The organism is Brackiella oedipodis DSM 13743 (genome assembly GCF_000621025.1).
Classification (GTDB): Bacteria; Pseudomonadota; Gammaproteobacteria; order Burkholderiales; family Burkholderiaceae_B; genus Oligella; species Oligella oedipodis.
In genome coordinates, this window is sequence record NZ_KK211205.1 from 493,695 (window position 1) to 517,380 (window position 23,686).

General features: G+C 46.2%; 16 protein-coding genes and 2 tRNA genes. 11 read left to right on the forward strand and 7 right to left on the reverse strand.

Going from position 1 to position 23,686, the window contains the following annotated elements; genetic code table 11:
- Positions 1-7 precede the first annotated feature (7 nt).
- On the forward strand, positions 8-1,279 hold the full coding sequence (locus Q335_RS0105615) for a Y-family DNA polymerase (protein ID WP_028357791.1): 1,272 nt from the start codon (positions 8-10) through the stop codon (positions 1,277-1,279).
- On the opposite strand, the gene Q335_RS0105620 is transcribed toward Q335_RS0105615, so the two are convergent.
- The gene (locus tag Q335_RS0105620; RefSeq protein WP_028357792.1) at positions 1,272-2,441 is read right to left on the reverse strand and encodes a vWA domain-containing protein; all 1,170 of its coding nucleotides are present in this window, start codon (positions 2,439-2,441) and stop codon (positions 1,272-1,274) included. The two genes, Q335_RS0105615 and Q335_RS0105620, sit on opposite strands and share 8 nt — an antisense overlap.
- Before the next feature lie 45 nt (positions 2,442-2,486).
- Positions 2,487-3,341, reverse strand: coding sequence for an AAA family ATPase (locus tag Q335_RS0105625; RefSeq protein WP_028357793.1), 855 nt, complete (start codon positions 3,339-3,341; stop codon positions 2,487-2,489).
- A 230-nt stretch (positions 3,342-3,571) separates the two neighbouring features.
- Here Q335_RS0105625 and Q335_RS09450 point away from each other — a divergent pair, with 230 nt between their 5' ends.
- The 8 genes from Q335_RS09450 (at position 3,572) to narI (ending at position 15,659) form a co-directional block, all read left to right on the forward strand.
- Positions 3,572-4,720, forward strand: a complete 1,149-nt coding sequence (locus Q335_RS09450) for a YbfB/YjiJ family MFS transporter (protein ID WP_051532327.1) — start codon at positions 3,572-3,574, stop codon at positions 4,718-4,720.
- 315 nt (positions 4,721-5,035) lie between these two features.
- Positions 5,036-6,964: a histidine kinase gene (locus Q335_RS0105640; protein ID WP_156929890.1), complete on the forward strand. Its 1,929-nt coding sequence runs from the start codon at positions 5,036-5,038 to the stop codon at positions 6,962-6,964.
- Between the two features lie 12 nt (positions 6,965-6,976).
- Entirely contained in the window at positions 6,977-7,627 is a 651-nt protein-coding gene (locus tag Q335_RS0105645) for a response regulator (RefSeq protein ID WP_028357796.1), read from the forward strand.
- Positions 7,628-7,765: 138 nt separating this feature from the next.
- Positions 7,766-8,983, forward strand: coding sequence for an MFS transporter (locus tag Q335_RS0105650; protein WP_038369429.1), 1,218 nt, complete (start codon positions 7,766-7,768; stop codon positions 8,981-8,983).
- Between the two features lie 49 nt (positions 8,984-9,032).
- Positions 9,033-12,737: a nitrate reductase subunit alpha gene (locus Q335_RS0105655; RefSeq protein WP_028357798.1), complete on the forward strand. Its 3,705-nt coding sequence runs from the start codon at positions 9,033-9,035 to the stop codon at positions 12,735-12,737.
- An 11-nt stretch (positions 12,738-12,748) separates the two neighbouring features.
- The gene (narH, locus tag Q335_RS0105660) at positions 12,749-14,305 is read left to right on the forward strand and encodes a nitrate reductase subunit beta (protein WP_028357799.1); all 1,557 of its coding nucleotides are present in this window, start codon (positions 12,749-12,751) and stop codon (positions 14,303-14,305) included.
- An 8-nt stretch (positions 14,306-14,313) separates the two neighbouring features.
- The gene (gene narJ, locus Q335_RS0105665; RefSeq protein WP_038369430.1) at positions 14,314-14,955 is read left to right on the forward strand and encodes a nitrate reductase molybdenum cofactor assembly chaperone; all 642 of its coding nucleotides are present in this window, start codon (positions 14,314-14,316) and stop codon (positions 14,953-14,955) included.
- A gap of 8 nt (positions 14,956-14,963) precedes the next feature.
- Complete coding sequence (gene narI, locus Q335_RS0105670) at positions 14,964-15,659, forward strand: respiratory nitrate reductase subunit gamma (RefSeq protein ID WP_028357801.1); 696 nt, start codon at positions 14,964-14,966, stop codon at positions 15,657-15,659.
- Positions 15,660-15,699: 40 nt separating this feature from the next.
- Here narI and pntB read toward each other — a convergent pair whose 3' ends face one another.
- Positions 15,700-17,082 (reverse strand): Re/Si-specific NAD(P)(+) transhydrogenase subunit beta, encoded by a 1,383-nt coding sequence (pntB, locus tag Q335_RS0105675; protein ID WP_028357802.1) that lies wholly within the window; start codon positions 17,080-17,082, stop codon positions 15,700-15,702.
- A gap of 3 nt (positions 17,083-17,085) precedes the next feature.
- Positions 17,086-18,630 carry a Re/Si-specific NAD(P)(+) transhydrogenase subunit alpha gene (locus Q335_RS0105680; RefSeq protein ID WP_028357803.1) on the reverse strand — a complete coding sequence of 515 codons (1,545 nt, stop codon included), beginning with the start codon at positions 18,628-18,630 and terminating at the stop codon, positions 17,086-17,088.
- A gap of 268 nt (positions 18,631-18,898) precedes the next feature.
- On the opposite strand from Q335_RS0105680, the gene Q335_RS10410 reads away from it, so the two are divergent.
- Complete coding sequence (locus Q335_RS10410) at positions 18,899-19,024, forward strand: hypothetical protein (protein ID WP_281172902.1); 126 nt, start codon at positions 18,899-18,901, stop codon at positions 19,022-19,024.
- Positions 19,025-19,226: 202 nt separating this feature from the next.
- Positions 19,227-20,561, forward strand: coding sequence for a short-chain fatty acid transporter (locus Q335_RS0105690; RefSeq protein ID WP_211248247.1), 1,335 nt, complete (start codon positions 19,227-19,229; stop codon positions 20,559-20,561).
- Positions 20,562-20,690: 129 nt separating this feature from the next.
- On the opposite strand, the gene Q335_RS0105695 is transcribed toward Q335_RS0105690, so the two are convergent.
- The 3 genes from Q335_RS0105695 to Q335_RS0105705 all read right to left on the reverse strand — a co-directional run bounded on the left by Q335_RS0105695 (position 20,691) and on the right by Q335_RS0105705 (position 23,680).
- A tRNA-Ser gene (locus Q335_RS0105695) sits at positions 20,691-20,781 on the reverse strand.
- 16 nt (positions 20,782-20,797) lie between these two features.
- A tRNA-Leu gene (locus Q335_RS0105700) sits at positions 20,798-20,885 on the reverse strand.
- Positions 20,886-20,953: 68 nt separating this feature from the next.
- Positions 20,954-23,680 carry a M16 family metallopeptidase gene (locus tag Q335_RS0105705; RefSeq protein WP_028357805.1) on the reverse strand — a complete coding sequence of 909 codons (2,727 nt, stop codon included), beginning with the start codon at positions 23,678-23,680 and terminating at the stop codon, positions 20,954-20,956.
- Positions 23,681-23,686 lie beyond the last annotated feature (6 nt).

The window sequence follows — 23,686 nt, forward strand, 5'->3', positions numbered from 1 at the left end:
TAGCATTATGTTTGCTTTAATCGATGCCAATAACTTTTATTGTTCTTGTGAGCGAGTTTTTCGACCTGATTTACGACATAAGGCCGTGGCGGTGCTCTCCAATAACGATGGTTGTGTTGTGGCACGTAGCGAAGAGACTAAGGCCATGGGCGTGGCGATGGGAACGCCTTTTTTTCAGGTCCAGCATCTCGTCAAACAAAAACGCCTCACTGTATTTAGCAGTAATTATGAGCTCTATCATAATTTTTCTGATCGTATGGTACAAAGCATTCGCTCCTTGGTACCAGAGGTAGAAGTTTATTCCATCGATGAATCGTTTGCCGATATGGGGCAATTACACGCTATCAGTGCCTTGCGTCCTTTGGGGCTAGCCATCAAAGCGCGAGTCTGGCAGTGGGTGGGGTTGCCGACTTGTGTCGGCATTGCGCGCACCAAGACCTTGGCAAAATTCTGTAATTTCTTAGCCAAGCGTCATAAACAGTTTTTTGCGGGCGTGGTGGTGTGGGATGATTGGTCACCCGCTATTCAAGAAAGAGCCTTGAGAAGCGCCCCTGTCACTGAAATCTGGGGCATTGGGCGTCGCATCGGTCGAAAATTACAAGCACAAAGCATCCAGACCGCTTGGGATTTTGTGCAGGCGCATACGCCTACCTTGCGGCGGCAGTTCGGCGTGATGCTTGAACGCACGCAGCGTGAGATGCGTGGCATTGTGTGTGAGGATTTAGTGGTCACCGAGGATCCTAAGCAATCGATTGTACGCAGTCGCAGTTTTGCGCAAATGGTCACGAGCTTGCCCAGCTTGCAAGCGGCGCTAAGCCATCATGTGCAAGATGCGGCCGCTCATTTACGGCAGCATCATCTCAGGGCAGGGTTGGTGCGGGTTTTTATTCATAGTAATCGCTTTCGTGAGGACTTAGCACAATATCATGGCGTCGGACATGCCGCTTTGCATTGCGCCAGCGACGATACCCTAGTACTCAATCAGCTGGCTCAACAGGTTTTGCAGCGGATTTATAACGATCAGGTGCAATACAAAAAATGTGGTGTCGAACTGACCGCTCTCGAAACTAGCACGCAGGCTCAACAAATCGATTTATGGCAGGCTCAGAACTTGCCTGATCATACGGCCCTAATGCAGGTATGGGATGAGTTAAGTCAGCGTTTTGGGCGCCAAGCCTTACAATTAGGTCACGCTTTGGGGCCGAATGATTGGCGCATGCAAAGAAATTTTTTGAGCCCATGCTTTACGACCCGTTGGTGTGATATTCCGGTTATTTAGAAAGATACTTCATGCCGTCATTTAGTCCCGATACTGTGACGGAATACATATGCTTTTGCATAAGCTCATGAATAATTGCAATTGAATGCCGGTATTGCCAAAAACCTTGTGGCTCTGGATTGAGCCAAATGGACTTATCGAAATGCTCGGTTAAGCGCTGTAACCAGGTGGCGCCAGTTTCTTCGTTCATATGCTCAATGGAGCCACCCGGATACATGATTTCGTAAGGCCCCATAGAAGCGTCGCCGACAAAAATCAATTTCCATTCGGGGTTATACGTATGAATCAGATGCCAAGTATCGGTATAGTTGCGGCGGCCATTGGCGTTATAGCGCCAGACACGTTCATACACACAATTATGAAAGTAATACACCTCAAGGTGCCTAAATTCGCTGCTTGCCGCGGTAAATAATTGCTCGACACGCTGCACATGATCATCCATGCTGCCACCGGTATCTAACAACATCAGTACTTTAACATTATTACGCTTTTTGGCCAGCATCTTGAGATCAAGGTAACCTGCATTATTGGCGGTGCTACGAATCGTACCGTCTAAATCCAGTTCTTCGGGCACCCCTTCACGCGCCAAATTGCGCAGTTTGCGCAGGGCCATCTTAAAGTTACGAGCGCCTAATTCCTGTTGATTATCATATTCTTGGAACAAGCGCTCATCCCAAACCTTAACTGCGCTTCGATTGGCAGAAGCGCCGCCTACGCGGATCCCTTCGGGATGATAGCCACTGTTGCCAAAGGGTGAGGTTCCCCCCGTACCAATCCAGCGGTTACCCCCCGCATGACGCTCCTGTTGCTCTTCTAGGCGTTCGCGAAACATCTGCATGAGTTTATCGAGCCCATGTTTTTCGATGGCGGCTTTTTCGGCATCGCTGAGTTCTTTTTTGAATTTACTGATGAGCCAATCAGCCGGAATTTCTTTGAACGTTTCGAAGATGGGTTCGGCGCCCTTTACAAAACTTGAAAAAGCCCGATCGTAGCGATCGTAGAGCGACTCATCCTTAATTAGCGTCATCCGCGCCGTCACATAAAAATCATTTAAGGTGGGCGGCATGATGGCTTGGCGTAGCACCTCCAGCAGGGTCAGGAATTCTTTGACCGAGACCGGCAAGCCGCTTTTGCGTAAATGATAGAAAAAGTCCAACAAAATCATTATCAAACCCTATGAATATGGTGTCGACTCGGGGCTATATCCTTAGCTGCGTTTTTGGAAATGACCGGCCATGGCGACCAAACGCTGTACTAAATTGAGATCCTGTTCGTTCTTGAGTAAGGCACCAAGCATAGGAGGAACTTTTTGGTGGGCTAAGTCCTCGGCATCAATTTGATGAGCAGTGAGTAAGGCTAACCAATCCAAAAACTCAGAGGTCGAAGGTTTTTTCTTGAGCCCATCGGTGGCGCGCAAACTAAAGAAATGGGTTAACGCGGCTTGTAGAAGTTCTGTGTCGATATGCGGATAATGCACATGGACAATTTGTGCCAAAGTTTCTGGGTCAGGAAACTGAATGTAATGAAAAAAGCAACGTCGTAAAAAAGCGTCAGGGAGGTCTTTTTCGTTATTGGAGGTGATAATCACCAAAGGGCGCTGCTTAGCTTGGATCGTCTGGCCCGTTTCGTAAACGTGGAATTCCATTTGATCAAGTTCACGCAATAAGTCATTTGGGAATTCAATATCCGCCTTGTCGATTTCGTCGATTAATACGACGGCGGGTTGCTCTGCTGTAAAAGCCTGCCATAGCACCCCTTGGCGGATGTAATTCTTGATATCGTGAACCCGGTCTTCGCCTAATTGAGAGTCGCGCAAACGTGAAACGGCATCATATTCATATAAGCCCTGTTGGGCTTTAGTAGTGGATTTAATATGCCACTGGAGCAAAGGGCGCCCCAGACTGGCAGCCACTTGTTCTGCCAGCATAGTTTTGCCCGTACCAGGCTCACCTTTAACTAGCAATGGCCGTTGCAGTGTGAGAGCCGCATTTACCGCAAGTTTAAGATCATCGGTGGCGACGTAGTGATCGGTGCCACTAAATTGTTCTGGTGTATTTGTCATAGAAATCAACGTCTTAGGTGTAAATAAAATAAGAAACGATGGCTATTATTCTAGCGTAATAACGAATTGACAAGGTATCAGGGTTTACAGTAAAAGCAGAAGGGTGATGAGCTACTCTAACCTGTGGTTTTTATAAAAACGAGTGGTTTTTAACTAGCCTCCTTGGTTGAGTAGCTCCTCAGTAAGCTGCCATCAAAGATCGCTTACCATTCATCCCGTACGAGAAAATTATGAATCAGTCACCGTTGCAAATTGGTCTCAAAGGTAATATCGCTCTAAGTGTCGCGATGGGCTTAGGTCGATTTTTTTATACCCCCGTGTTACCCATTATGTTAGTCATGCTGCCTATGAGCAATGCCATGAGCGCCATTATTGCAGCGGCTAATTTCATTGGTTATCTACTGGGTTCGTGGGGGCTCAAACGCAACTACCACTGGATACAGGTGCGCACCTTTCGTTTTAGTTTGATCGCTAACGTGTTGTTATTGCTAAGCTATCCTCTTATACAACACAATAGTTGGTTTATTTTAAATCGCGGTTTGGCGGGCATAGCCTCCGCCATTATTTTTGTGCATATTTCTAACACGCTCGCTAATTTGCCACAAGCTCGGGCCGCCACGGGCATTGCGTATGCAGGGGTAGGGATAGGGATTATTGTTTCTGGTCTGATCGTCTTGCTTGCTAGCAATGGGCAAAATTGGCAACAGCTTTGGTATATCACGGGCAGTATTGCCCTGATCCTGTCGTTACTCGTTATTAACTGGCCGATTGTTCATGCACCGCATGTGTCACAGCATCCCAAGGTGTCGTTGAGTACTCAGAAGGTGCCGTTAAGCCACTGGCTCCTGAAAGCGAGTTATATGCTTGAGGGTTTTGGCTATATTATTGTGGGTACTTATTTAGTGGTCTTAGCTAAACCGCTGCTAGGGGCCGCAGCAGCACCTGTCGTCTGGATTATCGCGGGCGCCTGCCTTATGGTTTCTACGGGGATATGGACCTTTGTTACCGAAAAAATTGGTATGCATAAAGCGCTCGCACTGGCCTTTTTACTACAATGCCTCGGTATTGGCGTACCTGTTGTCTGGCAAAGTGCGACGGCTGCCATTATTGCTGCCGTATTTTTTGGAGGTACCTTTATAGGTATTTCTATGATGTCTATCCGTATAGCGGCACAGTATCACATTCCTAGTGCCGCGGCGGCAATGACGACTTGGTATAGTTGGGGACAGGTAGTAGGGCCGGTCATGGTTGCTTTGTTTTTGGCACACAGTATTCGAGGAGCCTTTGCCCTCAGTGCTGTGGCGATTGCCTTGGGTCTGATGCTCTATCTTGGGGCCATTTATTTAGGTAAAGAGCAAAATCTCACAGTCAGCCTGTAATGATCTAGCGTTTTAGATTCTGCTATCGCGTGACTCTGTGCTTTTTAACTGTAGATAGCTGTGGCTGCAAGCAGTCAGCGCTATCTCGGTTCTAATCTGCGTTGCTTTGGCATTGTATATAGCGATCGCATTCTGGTTCCAAATTAGGGATATGGCTGCGGTTTCTCCCCCAAAATAACTATATAAAGTCAGCTTGAATTCCTCTACAATAAAAAGATTACTTTGATTCATTATTGACGTCTTTGCACTGGCTAGCGCTACTTGTAGGCTGTTCTTAGCCACTGTGTAAAGGTACTCACCCATAGGTTACTAAAAGTGCGAATAGCTCCATGTTGGCGTGCTTTATTGGCGACCAAACATCATTTATCTACTGTCCTTATTATTTTGATTTTTGGCTGGTTGCTCGGTGCTACGAGCCTGGTCGGCATGAGTCTACATACGTCCTGGAACCTCGAAAATAAAGGTCATACCATCAATGAGATCGGTAGTTTACGCAAGCGTGTGTATCGTATGATGCTATACGCTTTTGATGCTGAGCGGGCGCCTTCATTGCGCCAAGATCTTAGAGATTTTGAACAAATCTTGCATCATTTGGACAGCGTAGCGCCAGAGGATTTTGTAAAGCATAAGCGCTATGCTCAACTGCAGCAGGATTTGCCGCGTGTGCAGCAGCTGTTTTTGGCCTTTAAAAGGCAAATGCTGAAACACGGCCGTAGCCCAGAAGCTCTGAGTCACCAAGACTATGTGCGCACAGGCGCACAATTGGAGCAGGGGATTGACCAAGTGGTGCTGCTATTTGAAGAAGATAATACAGACTCCATTCGATTTTTGCGCATTTATCAATATGCGTTAATTGTGATGGCGATTTTGTCTGCTGCCCTATCCTTATTTTTATTACGGTACTTGGTCATTCAACCGCTTTATACGTTGTGGCGTGGCATGGACAAAATACGTCAAGGGGATTTTGCGGTGCGCATTCCGATCAACATTAATAATGAATTTGGTAGCGTGACGCGTGGCTTTAATCGCATGGCCGCACAGATTAACAGTATGTATACACATCTAGAGGAGATGGTGCAGGCCAAAACTATTCGCCTATCAAAGCGTAATCGCTCCTTAGCGTTTTTGTACAAAACTTCTACCGTATTGCAATATCACCACAATTTGGATGATTTAACGGCAACCTTTTTGAATCATTTAATCCATTACTCTGGTGCCAAGGCCAGTGCTTTTAGTTTGCAAGACGCCACCAAAGGCCTCAAAATCAATGTCCTTAAAGGCAAAGGCTTAGCCGCTGAGTTTTTAGAACATCGTTTTTTGCAATTACTCAAAGATCGGGCGGGTTCAACCTCTGCTAATTTAGAGAACCTGCGATTACAGCGCTGTTCGGACTTGCCCCTCAATCTTGCGCAACACACGGCGCTGCAAAAAGCGGGCTTGGACACTTATATGAGTTTATTGATAGAGCAGAGTAATGGTAATGCAGGCGTATTGGTGCTGTTTTTCGCTGAGCGACAAGTACTCAATAAGCACAGTATTCAGTTACTCAAAACGATTGCGGCGCAATTTGCGATAGCGTTAGAGAATCTACGTCTTAATCAACTCAATAAGTATTTGGCAGTCCTAGAAGAACGTAATTTTATGGCTCAGGGTTTGCATGACAGTATCGCCCAAAATCTATCCTTTCTGAATATGCAAATGCAAGTGCTCGAAAAATCCCTACAAAAACAAGATAAACACACTAGCGAGCAAGCCATGCGCTTCTTAAAGGCCGGCATTCAAGAGTCGTATGAGAATGTGCGTGAATTGCTCAATAACTTCAGGGTGCAATTAAGCCAACGCTCATTTGAAGACTCTATTCAGGAGGTGGTACAACGCTTTAAGGCGCAGACCAAGATAGCGGTAGGCATAGAGATGCCCAAGCAAAACCAATCTTTGAGCCCTGAGCAACAGTTGCAAACGGTTTTTATTTTGCAAGAAGCCTTATCGAATATACGTAAGCATGCTTCGGCTCGACACGTTACTATTCGTCTGCAACAGCAGGATGGGCAGTTTTGTTTAAACATCGCCGATGATGGGGTCGGCTTTGATATGCAAACCTTGCAGGATACACAGCAACCAGACCATGTGGGCACTCGGATTATGCAAGAACGCGCGCATAGTATTCATGGTCACTTAAGCATTCAATCGCATCCGCATCAAGGCACTTTGGTAAGCTTAAGTTTTAAGACGAATCCTGTTTAATTTTAGTAATTTATGACTACTTCTAAACCGCGTATCTTATTAATAGATGATCACAGTTTATTCCGTTCTGGTCTTAAGTTTTTGATTCAGAGCACGGATACCTTCGAGGTTTGTGACGAAGCCGTCAATGGCTTAGATGGCATCAAAAAGATGCAGCAAAGTCAACCTGATATTGTGTTGCTCGATCTTAATATGCCGGTCATGAACGGTCTAGAAGCGTTGCCCTTATTACTACAAATTAAACCCCAAACCCCCATTATTATGTTGACCGTCTCCGAGAATGCAGCGGATTTGGCCGAATGCATGCGTCTGGGGGCCAGTGGTTATCTACTCAAAAATATCAATATTGATTTCCTAAATAGTAGTCTAGAACACGCGCTTCAAGGCGATAGCGTGCTGTCGCCAGAGATGACGAGTAAAATGCTGGCGCAGTTACGTCAGCGCGATCCCCAAAAAAAGACTATGGGCCCCGATGCGCTAACCAAGCGCGAAAAGGAAATTCTACACTGGCTAGCCATGGGTTCAAGCAATAAAGAAATCGCCAAAGGTCTGCAAATCAGTGAAAGCACCATTAAAGTGCATGTCCAAAATATTCTCAAAAAATTGCAACTCAGCAGTCGGGTACAAGCCGCTATTTATGCCGTCGAACATGGTTTAGTTTAGGCCCACACGGTTTAGGCCTATGCATAGTAATTAGTACTGACTAATCCTTTTGGCTGATTTGACCTAGTCAAGGGGTTAATTGTTAGCTGAGAGGGCTTTTTTTATACTGGCATTTTTAGTAACTGCCAGGAGCTCACCATGTTGACTGCTCAAAAAAAAGCGAATTCGGTGCTATTTGCCAGTACGCTCTCATTTACCACCTGTTTTATGGTGTGGATGATCTTTTCTGTGGCGGGCATGCCCATTAAAGACGAGTTCAATCTCAATCCGACGCAATTTGGTCTGCTTACGGCCATGCCAGTCCTCACCGGTTCACTCTGCCGTATGCCTTTAGGCATGCTGACCGATAAATACGGCGGCAAAATCGTCATGTTTTTGTTGATGATTCTTTGTGTTCCCGCTGTTTTCTTACTCAAATACGCCAATAATTATTATCACTTCTTGTTAATCAGCCTATGGTTGGGCTTAGTAGGGGGCTCATTCTCTGTCGGCACGCCTTATGTCGCCAAATGGTTTGACAAAAAACGTCAAGGCATGGCAATGGGGATTTTTGGGGCGGGTGTCTCTGGGACCGCCGTTAACCTTTTTATTGCGCCTTTTATTATTAGTGCTTATGGATGGCGTGCTTTACCCGTAGTGTATGCCGCGATTTTATTGGTGGTAGCGGTGATCTTTTGGTGCTGTAGCTTTACCAATAAAGCGCATTTGGTGACTTCCCAAACCAGTTTATGGGATCAAATTAAGCTCATCAAAGACAAGAATGTTCTCAAATACAGTCAATATTACACCGTAGTGTTTGGCGGTTACGTAGGCATTTCTTTATGGATGGTGAATTACTACGTCGAAGAGTATCACCTCAATCTCACCCAAGCGGCGCTTATCGCCACCTGCTTTTCTTTACCTGGAGGGGTGTTGCGGGCTATGGGTGGCTGGCTTTCAGATAAATTTGGGGCCCATCGCGTCACTTGGAGCATTATGTGGGTCTGCTGGGTCGCCTTTTTCTTACTTTCCTATCCACAAACGCAAATGACGATTCAAACCATTCACGGTCCCTCCGAGTTTTATATCGGTTTGAACGTTTATGTCTTTAGCGCCATTTTGTTTGTGGTGGCGATTGCCTTAGCGATTGGTCAAGCCTCTGTCTTTAAGTACATTGCCAATGATTTTCCAGAAAATATCGGTACGGTCTCTGGCATTGTCGGTTTAGCAGGCGGTATCGGCGGCTTTTTATTACCGATTCTATTTGGTGCCTTAACCGATATTACCGGCATTCGCTCCAGTTCATTTATGTTGATGTACGGCACGGTTTGCGTCAGTTTAATTTGGATGCATTTTAGTTTTCGTAAAAACAATTAAATCAGTCCACGCAGACTGATTTCGTAAGAAGTCAAAACGGAGTTGCAATATGAGTCACTTCTTAGATCGTTTGAATTTTTTAAATCACACCAAAGAAAAGTTTGCCGATGGCCATGGGGTTGTGGTCGGCGAGGATCGCGCTTGGGAAAAAGCCTATCGCCAACGCTGGCAATATGACAAGATTGTGCGTTCGACGCATGGGGTGAACTGCACCGGCTCCTGTAGCTGGAAAGTCTTTGTTAAAAATGGCTTGATTACCTGGGAAATGCAGCAAACTGACTATCCGCGCACCCGTCCTGATTTACCCAATCACGAGCCACGTGGCTGCCCACGTGGAGCTTCTTATAGCTGGTACGTGTACTCAGCACAACGCGTCAAATACCCAATGGTGCGTGGCGCTTTAATGCGGATGTGGCGTGAGAAACGCCAAAGCATGGATCCGATCCAAGCCTGGGAAGCGATTTCACAAAATCCAGAGCTGGCCAAACGCTACAAATCACAGCGTGGTTTAGGGGGCTTTGTACGTAGTACTTGGGATGAGGTCTACGAAATCATCGCGGCGGCCAATGCCTATACCATCAAACAATATGGTCCGGATCGGATTATTGGTTTCTCACCTATCCCTGCCATGTCGATGATTAGTTATGCAGCGGGTACTCGCTACCTAAGCTTGATTGGTGGGGTCTGTATGTCATTTTATGACTGGTACTGTGATTTACCGCCTTCTAGTCCACAAGTATGGGGCGAGCAAACCGATGTGGCGGAATCGGCCGACTGGTATAACTCTAATTACTTGCTAGTGTGGGGTTCCAATGTGCCGATGACACGCACCCCAGATGCCCATTTTTACACTGAAGTACGCTACAAAGGCACCAAAACGGTAGCTGTGGCGCCTGATTACGGCGAAATGGTGAAATTTAGCGATATTTGGTTGGCGCCGAAACAAGGCACCGATGCGGCACTCGCCATGGCCATGGGGCATGTCATTCTCAAAGAATTCCATCTACAAAAACCATCTGAGTATTTTGATGAGTACTGTCGGCGTTATACCGATATGCCGCATTTAGTGACTCTAGAAGAGAAAAATGGCGAATTTGTGCCCAGCTATTATTTACGTGCTAGTCAGTTGCAGAAAACTACAAGTGAGGTCAATAACCCTGACTGGAAGACGTTGGTCATCGACGAAAACAGTGGTGATCTCGTCACTCCTAAGGGTTCCATCGGCTTTAGGTGGGGTGAAAAAGGTAAGTGGAATCTGCGTGACGAAGACGCTAATGATCGAACCATTAAACCCTTAAAAACACTGATCCATAATTATGATGAAATCAAAGCTGTCAGTTTTGATTATTTTGGTGGGCATGATGTCAAATCCTGTTTGCGTAAACATGTCCCTGTAAAACGCATCATGGATAGTCAAGGCAAAACACGTTATGTGGCAACAGTGTTTGACTTGATGTGTGCCAATTACGGTATAGATCGGCAACTCGGTGGTGAGGGGGTGAGTGATGATTATATGGATCCTACAGTCCCTTACACACCTGCCTGGCAACAACAGCATACGGGTGTCAACGCCGAGCGGGTGACTCAAGTGGCTCGCGAGTTTGCCCAAAACGCCCACGATACCCAAGGTCGCAGTATGGTTATCGTCGGTGCAGGCATTAATCATTGGTATCACATGGATATGACCTATCGTGGCATTATCAATATGCTAATGATGTGTGGTTGTATTGGTAAAAGCGGCGGTGGCTGGGCGCATTATGTGGGTCAAGAGAAATTGCGGCCGCAAACGGGTTGGACGCCTTTAGCCTTTGGTTTGGATTGGCAACGTCCAGCACGGCAAATGAATAGTACCTCTTTCTTTTACAGCCACACTAGCCAATGGCGCCACGAAAAATTAGGTATGGATGAAATTGTCGCCCCAAGCTACCGGGATAGTATGACGGCGACCACCATGCTTGATTACAACGTCAAGGCTGAGCGTATGGGGTGGTTACCATCCGCACCGCAATTGACCACCAATCCGCTAGAAGTAACACGTCAGGCCGAAGCGCAAGGACAAAATCCGGCGCAATATGCAGCCCAGCAATTGCAATCGGGTGATCTCGAGATGGCCTGTCAAGATCCCGATAATCCGCAAAATTTCCCGCGCAATATGTTTGTGTGGCGTTCAAATATTCTGGGTTCTTCAGGCAAAGGGCATGAGTATTTCTTGAAATATTTACTAGGCACTAAAAATGCCTTAATGAGTGATGAAGCCCATGGTATTAAGCCTAAAGATGTCAAAATCAGGCCGGCTGCTGAAGGCAAGCTCGATTTATTGACCGTGCTTGATTTTAGGATGTCGACGACCTGTATGTACGCAGACATAGTGCTGCCGACCGCCACCTGGTATGAGAAAAACGATCTCAATACCTCAGACATGCATCCTTTCATTCACCCATTGAGTGAAGCGGTCCAACCGTTGTGGCAAAGCAAAACCGACTGGAGCATTTATCGTGGCTTAGCCGCTAAATTCTCTGAATTGGCAAAAGATTATCTAGGTCAACAAAAAGACCTCGTCTTGACGCCCTTAATGCATGACTCACCGCAAGAACTGGCACAAGCCTTTGATGCTAAGGACTGGAAACTTGGCGAGTGTGAAGCCATTCCAGGCAAAACCATGCCGCAAATGACCGTGGTCGAGCGCGATTACGGCGCTATTTATGACAAATTTACTTCTGTGGGGCCGCTGTTAGAAAAACTAGGCAATGGTGGTAAAGGCATAAATTGGGACACTAAAAATGAAGTGAATTTTTTGCGGCAACTTAACAAAACCCAAGACCATGGTGTGGCAGCAGGGCAACCTAAATTGCAGTCGTCTATAGATGCCGCAGAAATGATTTTGAGTCTTGCCCCAGAGACCAATGGCCACGTCGCCGTCAAAGCCTGGTCAGCTTTATCGCAAGTCACGGGCATTGATCATACGCATTTAGCCAAACCACGAGAACACGACACGATTCGCTTTAGAGATATTCAGGCGCAACCGCGCAAAATTATTTCTTCACCGACTTGGTCTGGCATTGAAAGTGAAGAGGTCAGTTACAACGCCGGTTACACCAATGTTCATGAGTTTATTCCATGGCGTACGTTGACTGGTCGTCAACAGTTTTATCAGGATCATCAGTGGATGCGTACCTTTGGTGAGGGTTTTGCCGTTTACAAACCAGCGGTTGATCTAAAAACTACGGACAAAATGCTCAATCATCAGCGCAATGGGCATCCAGAAATCGTGCTTAACTTTTTAACCCCGCACCAAAAGTGGGGCATTCATAGTACGTATTCCGACAATTTACGCATGTTGACCCTATCGCGTGGGGGACCGCATGTGTGGGTTTCCGAAATTGATGCCAGAAAAGCCGATTTAGTGGATAACGACTGGGTCGAAGTGTTTAACGTTAACGGTACCATCACGGCACGCGTGGTCGTCAGTCAACGTATTCCCGAGGGCGCCATTTTTATGTATCACGCCCAAGAAAAAATCGTCAATATCCCTGGGTCTGAAATTTCGAAACAGCGCGGCGGTATTCACAATTCTGTGACGCGTGTCGTACTCAAACCCACCCATATGATTGGTGGTTATGCCCAATTAGCATGGGGCTTTAACTATTACGGCACTGTCGGCACCAATCGTGACGAATTTGTGGTGGTGCGCAAAATGGCCAAGGTCGATTGGCTCGATGAACCAGCTACTGAGACACAGGACGCTAAGGTATAAGGAGATCAAGAATGAAAATAAGAGCACAAATAGGGATGGTCCTCAATTTGGATAAATGCATTGGTTGCCATACCTGTTCGGTGACCTGTAAAAACGTCTGGACCAGCCGCGATGGCGTAGAGTATGCCTGGTTCAATAATGTTGAGACCAAACCGGGTACAGGCTACCCTAGCCATTGGGAAGATCAAGAGCACTATAAGGGAGGTTGGGTCTTAGGCGCCAACGGTAAACTCAAGCTCAAACAAGGCGGACGCCTAAAAGTCTTAGCCAATATCTTTGCCAACCCCAATATGTTGAGTATTGATGACTATTACGAGCCCTTTACCTACGATTATGAACATTTACAAAATGCGCCACAAATGCAGACGCAGCCCGTGGCGCGTCCTGTGTCAGTACTCACAGGTAAAAAAATTGACAAAATCCTGAAAGGTCCGAACTGGGAAGACGATCTAGGCGGTGAGTTCCAAAAACGCGCCAAAGATAAATTGTTCGAAAATATTCAAAAAGACATTTATGGTGCTTTTGAAAACACTTTCATGATGTATTTGCCACGGTTATGTGAGCACTGCCTAAATCCTGCCTGTGTCGCAAGTTGTCCTTCAGGGTCTATTTATAAGCGTGAAGAAGATGGCATTGTCTTGATTGATCAAGATAAGTGTCGTGGCTGGCGCATGTGTGTATCTGGCTGTCCTTACAAAAAAATCTATTACAACTGGACCACGGGTAAATCCGAAAAATGCGTGTTTTGTTATCCCCGCATTGAAAATGGCGAACCGACCATTTGCTCTGAAACCTGTGTGGGGCGGATTCGCTATCTAGGGGTCATGTTGTATGATGCCGACAAGATCGAGGCCGCGGCGAGCGTAGCAGACTGTCAAGACTTGTATCAATCGCAGTTGGATTTATTTCTTGATCCGCATGACCCAGACGTTTATGCCACCGCCTTAGAGCAGGGCATTCCGCAAGAGTGGCTCGAAGCGGCACAAAAATCGCCGGTATACAAAATGGCGGTCGATTGGAAGCTTGCTTTCCCACTTCATCCAGAATATCGAACCTTGCCCATGGTGTGGTATATACCGCCCTTGTCACCGATTCAATCAGCCGTAGAAGCAGGTGTCATTGGTGAGCATGGGTTGATTCCCGAAGTCAAAGACTTACGCATTCCTTTGGAATACCTCGCCAATTTATTAACAGCGGGTAAGCAAGCGCCGATTTTAGACGCCCTAAATACCATGATTATGATGCGTAAATACATGCGTGCTTGTAGCATTGAAGGTGCCGACAAGGCCCAAGCGTTATTGCAGGACTTCCATTTAACGGCGGCGCAGATTCAAGATATGTATCAAATCATGGCGATTGCGAATTATGAGGATCGTTTTGTGATTCCCACCTCGCATAAAGAAGAAGTCACGAATACCTTCGAAGAAAAAGGCAGCTGCGGCTTTTCTTTTGGTAATGGTTGCTCTAGTGGTGTCAGTCAAGGCAGCTTATTTGGCCGCCAAAAAACTTCACCGATTATTTTCCATGGCATGCGTAAAAAACCGAGAGCCAAGGTCGAGCAGTTATAGGAGGGCATATGTTTAAAGTGTTATCGATATTATTGACTTATCCAGAGGCGAGCTGGTTACAGGAATTGCCTGAAATCGGTGCCTATATTAAGCAAAAACATCCTGATGCCTTCGCTAAGCTTAGCCCTTTACTGGATTATTTAGCGCAGCAAGATATCATCACTGTGCAAGAAAATTACGTGGCGACTTTTGATCGAGGCCGCCGTCACAGCTTGCATTTATTTGAGCATTTGCATGGTGAAGATAGACAAAGAGGTCAGGCTATGGTGGATTTATTGCAGGTTTATCAGGCCCATGACGTGTTACCACAAGCGCATGAGTTGCCAGATTATTTGCCCTTGTTTTTGGAATTTCTAGCACTGGCCCCTCAGGAATTGGCGCAAGAAATGCTGGATGACGCTGTCCATGTCATCCATCATATTGGCCAAAACCTCGAACAGGATCAATCGGTGTATGCCTGTCTCTTTACGGTATTGATCGCTTTGAGCACGGTTCCTGCTTTGCCACTGCAAGTGGCGCCGGTGCGCGATATGGACGAAGCCATGCAAAAATTCGGTCCGAATGCAGAAGGGGTAGAACCTTTATTAAAGCCAAGCGATGGCTTGACTCACACCCTGCAGTTTTATCCTAAACCCCGCGTCAGCCAGTGAGGTGAATCATGAGTTTTTTACACTATTATATTTTTGGCATTTATCCCTATTTGGCGATGTTGATTTTTTTATTGGGCAGCTTGGTACGCTATGATAGGGAACAATTTACTTGGAAATCTGACTCCAGCCAGTTGCTCGAGCCTAACTATCTACGATTGGGCAATGTGCTGTTTCATATCGGTGTGTTGGGATTATTTTTTGGCCATTTAGTGGGTCTCTTAACCCCCGTGGCGGTCTGGGACTTCTTAGGGGTCACCCATAGCTTCAAGCAATTATTTGCGATGGGACTAGGGGGCATGATGGGACTCTGTGCTTTAGTGGGCATATTACTATTAATGTATAGACGTTTTACGTCGCTACGTGTCTCCAAAAATAGTACTTGGCGTGACAAGCTAGTCTTGTTGTGGATTTTTGTCACCTTGCTATTGGGCTTAAGCACCATCGTGGTATCTTCGCAGCACTTGGATGGTGAAGAAATGCTTAGTCTCATGGCCTGGGCCCAACATATTGTCACCTTCAGGGCAGGGGCCGCAGAATTGATTTTGCATGCCCATATTATTTTCAAATTGCATCTGTTTATGGGCATGACGCTATTTGTGATCTTCCCATTTACGCGCTTAGTGCATATTTGGAGTGGTTTTGCAACGCTCTTGTATTTGGGTCGCTCACCTCAATTAGTGCGGACTCGTCGGCACTTACGTTAGGTTCAAAGTAAAAAAGGGCATAGTCATATGCCCTTTTTGTTTACATGTATTTGAGGATTTGCTCAACGCTGTCGCGCGCATCACCAAATAACATCACGCTATTATCCCTAAAGAACAAAGGATTCTGCACACCGGCATAACCCGTGTTCATAGAGCGTTTAAAGACCACGACTTGGTTGGCTTTCCAGACCTCGAGCACTGGCATTCCAGCAATGGGACTACTCGGATCTTCAGCGGCAGCAGGGTTGACGGTATCGTTCGCGCCAATCACCAATACCGTGTCAGTCTCTGGGAAATCATCATTGATTTCGTCCATTTCGAACACAATATCATAGGGCACTTTGGCTTCGGCTAATAAAACATTCATATGACCTGGTAGACGGCCAGCCACTGGATGGATACCGAAACGCACTTCAATGTCCAAGGCTTGCAGTTGTCGAACCAACTCGGCCACTGGGTATTGCGCCTGAGCCACGGCCATACCATAGCCTGGAGTGATGATCACCGAAGTTGAATCTTTGAGAATTTCGGCGACGTCTTCAGCACTGACAGCCGTATGCTCGCCGGTTTCTTCATCGCTGCCACTGGTCACAGTGTCATCGGCACCAAATCCTCCTGCAATCACTGAGACAAATGAGCGGTTCATGGCTTTGCACATGATGTACGAAAGAATAGCACCAGAAGATCCCACCAAGGCCCCCGTTACAATCAATAAGTCGTTAGAGAGCATAAAGCCTGCTGCCGCTGCGGCCCAACCTGAATAAGAGTTAAGCATTGAAATCACAACTGGCATATCGGCACCACCGATACTCGCCACCAAATGATAACCAAAGGCAAGCGCAATCAGCGTCATGAGTAGCAGCGCAAAGGTAGAGCCGCCCTCAACGTTGACAAATATTAATAGCAATAAAAACGCCAATACTAAGGCACCAAGGTTTAGCTTATGGCGATGCGGCAGCATGAGCGGTTTGCTGGAAATACGCCCTTGTAATTTAGCAAAAGCCACTAAAGACCCTGTAAAGGTTACGGCACCAATAAATATCCCTAAGAAGATTTCGATCAGATGAATGCTTTGCATCACCCCCACGACTTCTTCTTGATCCATATAGGTATTGAATCCCACAAATACCGCTGCTAAACCAACAAAACTGTGGAGTGCCGCAATGAGCTCTGGCATTTGGGTCATTTCTACCTTGCGCGCAAAGTAGATACCAATTGCACCGCCTATAACCATTGCTAGTATGATCCAGCCGATACCCTGTACATCAGGGTTAAAAATAGTGGCTATCAAGGCAATTGCCATGCCCGCTATCCCATACCAATTGCCGCGCTTAGCGGATTCTTGTTTGGAAAGTCCTAAGAGACTTAAAATGAACAAGACGGCTGCTAATAAATATGCTGATGTGATTAATCCTGAAGACATCTGTTATTGCCCCTTTTTGAACATTTGTAACATGCGATGAGTCACTGTAAATCCACCAAAGACATTGATGGAGGCGACCAACACCGCGATAAAGGCTAAGAAGGTAATAAACCCACCGCTACCGATTTGGCTGAGGGCGCCCACCACGATAATGCCTGAAATGGCGTTGGTCACTGACATCAGCGGTGTGTGTAAGGAATGCGAGACATTCCAAATCACAAAGTAACCTACAATGCAGGCCAATACGAACACCGTAAAGTGGGAAATAAAGCTAGCAGGAGCCACCAGTGCTAACCAAATGTATAAAATCGCGGCCACAGCGGCGGCGCCGTATTTCAGAGGGCAGGGCTGAGCACTGCTCTGCTGAGCGCGCTCTGATTGAGCCTGGGTATTAGCATTGGCGGTTTTTTTGGGGGCAGCAGAAACTTTGATGGCGGGTGGCGGATAAGTGATGTCATCAGCCTTGACTACGGTCATATTGCGTAACACCACATCATCAAAATCAATCTCAATCACTCCGTCTTTGTTTTTGCATAACAACTTACTGAGATTGACCAGATTGGTGGCGTACAGCGTAGAAGATTGCGCACCTAAGCGGCTCACCATATCGGTATAACCAATAATAGTGACGCCATTTTCAGTCACTAGGCGTTGATCTTTTTGAGTAAGTTCGCAATTGCCGCCATTTTGCGCAGCCAAGTCAACAATCACTGAACCGGGCTTCATGGCCGCCACCATGTCGGCCGTAATTAATGTTGGGGCAGGTTTTCCAGGGATTAAGGCGGTAGTGATAATGATATCGACCTCTTGAGCCTGCTCACGGAATAAGGCCATTTCGGCATCAATAAAAGCCTGGCTCATCTGCTTGGCATAACCGTCTGAGGTGTCTTGTTCTTCTTTGAGATCCACCTCAAGAAATTCGGCGCCCATGGAGTTGATTTGTTCGGCGACTTCTGGGCGTGTATCAAAAGCTCGTACCATCGCACCGAGAGAACCTGCGGTGCCAATTGCGGCGAGTCCCGCGACCCCAGCACCGATAACCAACACTTTGGCGGGTGGCACTTTGCCAGCTGCCGTAATTTGTCCCGTAAAAAAACGACCAAATTCATGTGAGGCCTCTACGACGGCTCGATAGCCCGCGATATTCGCCATGGAAGAGAGCGCGTCGAGGGATTGAGCACGGGAAATCCGTGGCACCATATCCATCGCCAGCGTTGTGATGTGCTTGGCTTGGAGTTTTTGCAACAGTTCTGCATGTTGTGCTGGCCAAATAAAACACACCAAGGTCGCGCCGCTTTTGATTTTTTCAATTTCGGTGTCAGTGGGTGCATTGACCTTATAAATAATGTCAGATTGCCAAACTTGATCGCTGTCTACCAGATCGGCGCCGGTTTGCTCGTACGCTTCATTTGTAAAACTCGAGCGACTACCAGCGTCTTTTTCTATGGCGACGGCAAAGCCCAGTTTGATGAGCTGCTGCACGGACTTGGGGGTGGCAGCCACCCGAGTCTCGGCCTGTGTTGATTCTTTGGGAATCCCGATGATCATAGTGTTCACTCCATCACTGTTATCAGCTAAATAAAGTTACGATAAATGCCTACAATTGCTTACATTTATAACTTTTTACTGTAGCATAAACTTTTTTAAGGACTGACTTTTGGCTATATAAAACAAATTTTATTTCGAATGATTATTATTTATATCTAGGGATATCTCGCCTGTTGGCAGACAAGCACACGAGGTTTCAGACCAAAGAGGCTTTGTTATAATCAACCACTATCACTATTCGACAAAACACCCGCTAAGGAGTCAGCCAATGGATGAAGAATTTGATTTGGACCACTTAATTATTGACGAAGAAAAAGACTATAGTCAGCAAGTGTTAGAGCAAGAATCTCAGTATGAGGTCGATAATGATTGCGGTGATGCTTGCAAGCTCTAACACACCACAGGCTTAGCTATTCGCTTAAGCGCAAGAACCCTCATGACTCAGCCTAGGCGCCGCGCCTAGGTTTTTTTGTGTCTACAAGTCCCTCAATAAAAGCGCCAATCACAGGCTTCACTAGGGGTAATAAGCATATAAGAATGCGTTTGGAACAAGTATAAATAGGGTGTTATTGACAGTCATTTTGAGGGGGCACAATATGTTGCGCATTCTTACTCGTTTATCGACGCGTCTGATGGAACGCTATTTACCTGATCCATTGATTTTTGTCATTTTGCTTAGTTTATTGGTTTTATGCCTGGCTTCGCTGAGCACAAGTGCTACACCCTTGCAAATGATTCATTATTTTGGGGACGGATTTTGGCAATTACTAGCCTTTACCTTACAAATGGCTATGGTCTTATTGACAGGCCATGTAATGGCCAAAAGTCTGCCAGTACGGCGCTTATTGTATCGCTTAGCCAATCTGCCAAAAACGGCGGGCGGCACTATTATTCTCGTGACCTTAATAGCGATGTTGGCGTCCTGGATTAATTGGGGCTTTGGTTTGGTAATCGGAGTGTTGCTCGCCAAAGAGGTGGCGCGGCAACGCCAGGATACTGATTATCGTTTGCTGATTGCAAGTGCTTATTCAGGCTTTTTGATTTGGCATGGTGGCTTAGCGGGCTCGATTCCGCTCACGATTGCGACGTCAGATCATAATTTTGTAAAGCAAATTGGTGTCATTCCTATGACACGCACTGTGTTTACTTATGAAAACCTATTACTAGTGATGGTCGTGGTGCTCGCCATTACGGCCTTAAATTATTTTATGCACCCGCGGCCTCAAGAGCGCTTTATTATTGATCGTCAATTGCTGCAGGAGCCTGCCCCTGAAGTCGCCGATAACAAGTCTGCACTTAGTCCCGCCCAGAGACTTGAACATAGTGTCTTCCTTAATTACCTGATTGGCATTGTCGGGCTTGTCTATGTTATTTATTATTTCATCGAAAAAAACAGCGTCATTAATGCCCTGAATCTTAATATAGTGAATTTTATATTTTTATTTGTAGGCTTAATTTTGCACAAAACTCCGCGAAGCTATATTAATGCCGTGCAAGAAGCGGCTGCCGGTGTGGGTCCCATTCTAATTCAATTTCCTTTTTATGCCGGATTGATGGGCATGATGGTGCATTCAGGATTGGCACAACAAATCACGCATGCCTTGCTGAGTATCTCGACGGAGAGCAATTTTTATACATTGGCGTTTATGAGTGCTGGTGTATTGAACTTTTTTATTCCTAGTGGTGGTGGGCAATGGCAAGTGCAAGCGCCCATCATGATCGAAGCGACCCAAGCCTTGGGCTTAGACCAGGCCAAAACCGCCATGGCCGTGGCCTGGGGCGATGCGTGGACAAATATGATTCAACCTTTCTGGGCGTTACCAGCCTTAGCGATTGCTGGACTCAAGGCCAAGGATATCATGGGGTTTTGTGTTTTGGTGTTGTTGTTATCAGGAGTGGTGATCGCAGGGATGTTTTATTGCATGTACTAAAGATAGGGTAGCTTAGTCATTGACTTTTATGTGTCACAACTTTATAAACAGCCCATCCGCACTTCGAAAACCGTCAAACAAAAAGCCCTTGATGAAGTCACCAAGGGCTAAAAATATCACTTAAAATTCTGGCGGAAGCTGTGAGATTCGAACTCACGGAGGGCTATTAACCCTCGCCGGTTTTCAAGACCGGTGCATTCAACCACTCTGCCAAGCTTCCTTATAAGTTTTGCCACTGGTGCACTCGGCCGGAATCGAACCGGCACGGGCGCAATGCCCGAGAGATTTTAAGTCTCTTGTGTCTACCTATTTCACCACGAGTGCACTTAAAGCATTAAGTTTGTAACTATAGCATGATTTTTTAAAGCTTGTCTAGAATTTTTTGTAAAAACTTACGTTTTTAAATGACAGTGTTGTTGAAAGTCACTCGCGACGGCCTCAGACAAGAAAGCGCTCTGTAAATACCGTTTAAAGCAACGCTGTACATCGGCTAAGCTGCAGCGTTGAAGGTTCTCTTCGAGCTGCGCTTGCCAATCAAAACAGTGATGATTTTTTAGGTTGCGCATCATGATTAAATTCAAAATACTGTCATTAGCACGATGCAGACTGAATTGCTTGAGGAGGTCTTGGCGTGCCGAATTCAATTGCTCTTGGGTGATTTCGTGAGGCTGGGCACACCTATCAATACTTTGCTTAATTAAGTCCAACACCTCGGGATAGTCCTCTATAGCAAAACTGGCATTTAGATTCCAGCCACAGCGCTGATCTCTGTGACTTGGGCTGAGTTCGCTTTCTATATGGTAGGAATAGCCCTTGGCAACGCGTATATCACGCCACAACACAGAGCCTGGACCACCGCCCAAAATATGATTAGCCAATAATAAAGGGGCATAATCAGGGCCGGCGCTATCAATCCCAAAGATATGAGTCCCTAAATATTGCACATTTTCGGTATTAACCGTCTGGATATAATAAAAATTACTGCTGACGTGTGGCACATCTATCGGTATAAAACGATAGGGCAGGGCGGCTGGCCAATCCTTCATTTCATCGATAAATAACTGCTGCACAGCTTTGGGATCTAGAGGACCGACAGCACTCACCAAGACCCGATTAACACCGTAGAATTTGTCTTTAAAGTCAAGCAACTCTTGACGGGTGAGGGCTTCAAGGCGATCGATTTTTTCTTGAATGGTTGGCGAGTAACGACAGTCAAGCTTCTCATATTGATAAAAATGACGCTCGAGCGTATTTTGCATCAGGTAGGCTGGATTGGATTTTTGCGCTTGCAACATCGCCAGATTTTTTTGTTTGGCTAACTGCAGTTCTTCTTCATCAAAATTAGCGTCACGAATGATCTTAAAGCTCAATTTAAGAGCTTTGGCCAAGCGCTCTACGGGGCAATGCAAGCTCACCACCAGACTATTGTTCTCGGCATGAAAATTTAACAGTGCTTCTAATTTATCGAGGCGGTCATAGAGTTTTTGGCGTTTCAGAGAGGTGGTGCCCGCATACAACAGCTCCACAGCAAATTCGCGCACCAGTGCTTGGTTACGGTAATCTTCTGCTTGCCCCGCCAATAAACAATAACTTAAATAAACATACTGACCGCGATTTTCTTTCGGTAAGATGGCAAATTTAATCTTGCCCTGCGGTAGCTCGTGTTGTTTGACGATAGTTTGCCGCTGAATATTCGTAATGCTGCTATCAAATGCTGAATTTTGCGGCGCTTGCGTTTGGCCCTCAAAGTCCTGTAGCAATTCTTCGATATTGGGCGGTGCAATAAACGGTACAAATTTGACGGGAGCAATCGACTGACCGATAAATTGCCCTGAATTACGATTACTGGCTAACCAATACTTGCCCACAATGGCCTTAATATCCGCTAAGTTGGCGCCTTCAACTTCTTGGCGTTCCCAAAAGAACAAACGCCAGTCCCCTGTGGCAATCGCTTCTGTCAGGCCTAAACCTAAATTGATCGTATCATTGAATAATTGGCGCCATTGGTTGAGCCATTGCTTACGCACACGATCCAGTTGCTTTTGGGTAAAGTAATAAGCAGCCGAATGTTCAAGTAAATGTTGTAATTTGTTGTAAACCCTGCGGCGCTTGGCATCCTGATTGAGAACCAGGGTAAAGGAGGCCAAACTATAGTCGTGGTAACACTGCACTTGACCAATACTGGCATTGACATGGCCTTTAAGCACGAATTCCTTATAAAGTGGACCCGAAGGCGCTTCGGTGATCATATCAACGGCTAGACGAAGCCACACCGCCTCTCTGGTGGCGGCGGGTGGTTGCAAATACATGAACATCATGTATGACTGTTCTTCGGGTCCCCGCAAAATAACATGACGTTCACCCCGTTGGATTCTCTCATTAGTATAGGGAGGGAGCGTGTGCGAGGTTTCATTCCGTGTGGCGCCCGGAATCGCCGCAAAATGTTTCATAATCAGCGCTAAGGCAGTTTGTGGATCAAACTGTCCACTTACCACTAAGACGGCATGATAAGGACGATAATAGCGTTGATAAAAATCGTTGACTTGGCTTGAGGTGATGCGGTTGAGGTCAAAATTTGAACCAATCATGGGTCTGCCATAGGGATGTTGAGCAAACACCATATTGTGCATTTTTTCGGCTAATACCACCAAGGGATGATTGTGATTGTTGGCCTTTTCATCGAGGATAACCTTAAGTTCAGTCTTTAGGTCTTGCTGCTTAATCTTGAGGTTTTGCATGAGATCGGCTTGCCAACCTAAATACCAGTCCAGATTCTCTTCTTCGGCCGCAAAGACCGCATAAAAATTGGTTCGGTCAAAACTGGTGGAGGCATTGGCTTGAATCCCCCGACTCTGAAAACTCTGTAAGGGCTCTGGATATTTAGCGGTGCCTTTAAAGCAATAATGCTCCAAAAAGTGCGCAATACCGGATTGTCCGGCTTGCTCGTGTCGTGCACCCACCTTATACACCATATTCACTAGCATTGTGGCCTTGTCCTGATCAGGGATTAACAGGACCTGTAAACCATTGTTTAAGGTGTATTCCTCAACCCCTTCAATACTACGGATAAAACTAGGTTCGTGAGAAGAGGCAGAGGATTGGGCGCTTGAATTCATCATAATTAG

Excerpts from the sequence above, each read along its gene's own strand:
- Q335_RS0105615 (WP_028357791.1), top strand. The coding sequence starts at position 8 with ATGTTTGCTTTAATCGATGCCAATAACTTTTATTGTTCTTGTGAGCGA.
- Q335_RS0105625 (WP_028357793.1), bottom strand. The coding sequence starts at position 3,341 with ATGACAAATACACCAGAACAATTTAGTGGCACCGATCACTACGTCGCC.
- Q335_RS09450 (WP_051532327.1), top strand. The coding sequence starts at position 3,572 with ATGAATCAGTCACCGTTGCAAATTGGTCTCAAAGGTAATATCGCTCTA.
- Q335_RS0105645 (WP_028357796.1), top strand. The coding sequence starts at position 6,977 with ATGACTACTTCTAAACCGCGTATCTTATTAATAGATGATCACAGTTTA.
- Q335_RS0105650 (WP_038369429.1), top strand. The coding sequence starts at position 7,766 with ATGTTGACTGCTCAAAAAAAAGCGAATTCGGTGCTATTTGCCAGTACG.
- Q335_RS0105655 (WP_028357798.1), top strand. The coding sequence starts at position 9,033 with ATGAGTCACTTCTTAGATCGTTTGAATTTTTTAAATCACACCAAAGAA.
- narH (WP_028357799.1), top strand. The coding sequence starts at position 12,749 with ATGAAAATAAGAGCACAAATAGGGATGGTCCTCAATTTGGATAAATGC.
- narJ (WP_038369430.1), top strand. The coding sequence starts at position 14,314 with ATGTTTAAAGTGTTATCGATATTATTGACTTATCCAGAGGCGAGCTGG.
- narI (WP_028357801.1), top strand. The coding sequence starts at position 14,964 with ATGAGTTTTTTACACTATTATATTTTTGGCATTTATCCCTATTTGGCG.
- pntB (WP_028357802.1), bottom strand. The coding sequence starts at position 17,082 with ATGTCTTCAGGATTAATCACATCAGCATATTTATTAGCAGCCGTCTTG.
- Q335_RS0105680 (WP_028357803.1), bottom strand. The coding sequence starts at position 18,630 with ATGATCATCGGGATTCCCAAAGAATCAACACAGGCCGAGACTCGGGTG.
- Q335_RS10410 (WP_281172902.1), top strand. The coding sequence starts at position 18,899 with ATGGATGAAGAATTTGATTTGGACCACTTAATTATTGACGAAGAAAAA.
- Q335_RS0105690 (WP_211248247.1), top strand. The coding sequence starts at position 19,227 with ATGTTGCGCATTCTTACTCGTTTATCGACGCGTCTGATGGAACGCTAT.
- Q335_RS0105705 (WP_028357805.1), bottom strand. The coding sequence starts at position 23,680 with ATGATGAATTCAAGCGCCCAATCCTCTGCCTCTTCTCACGAACCTAGT.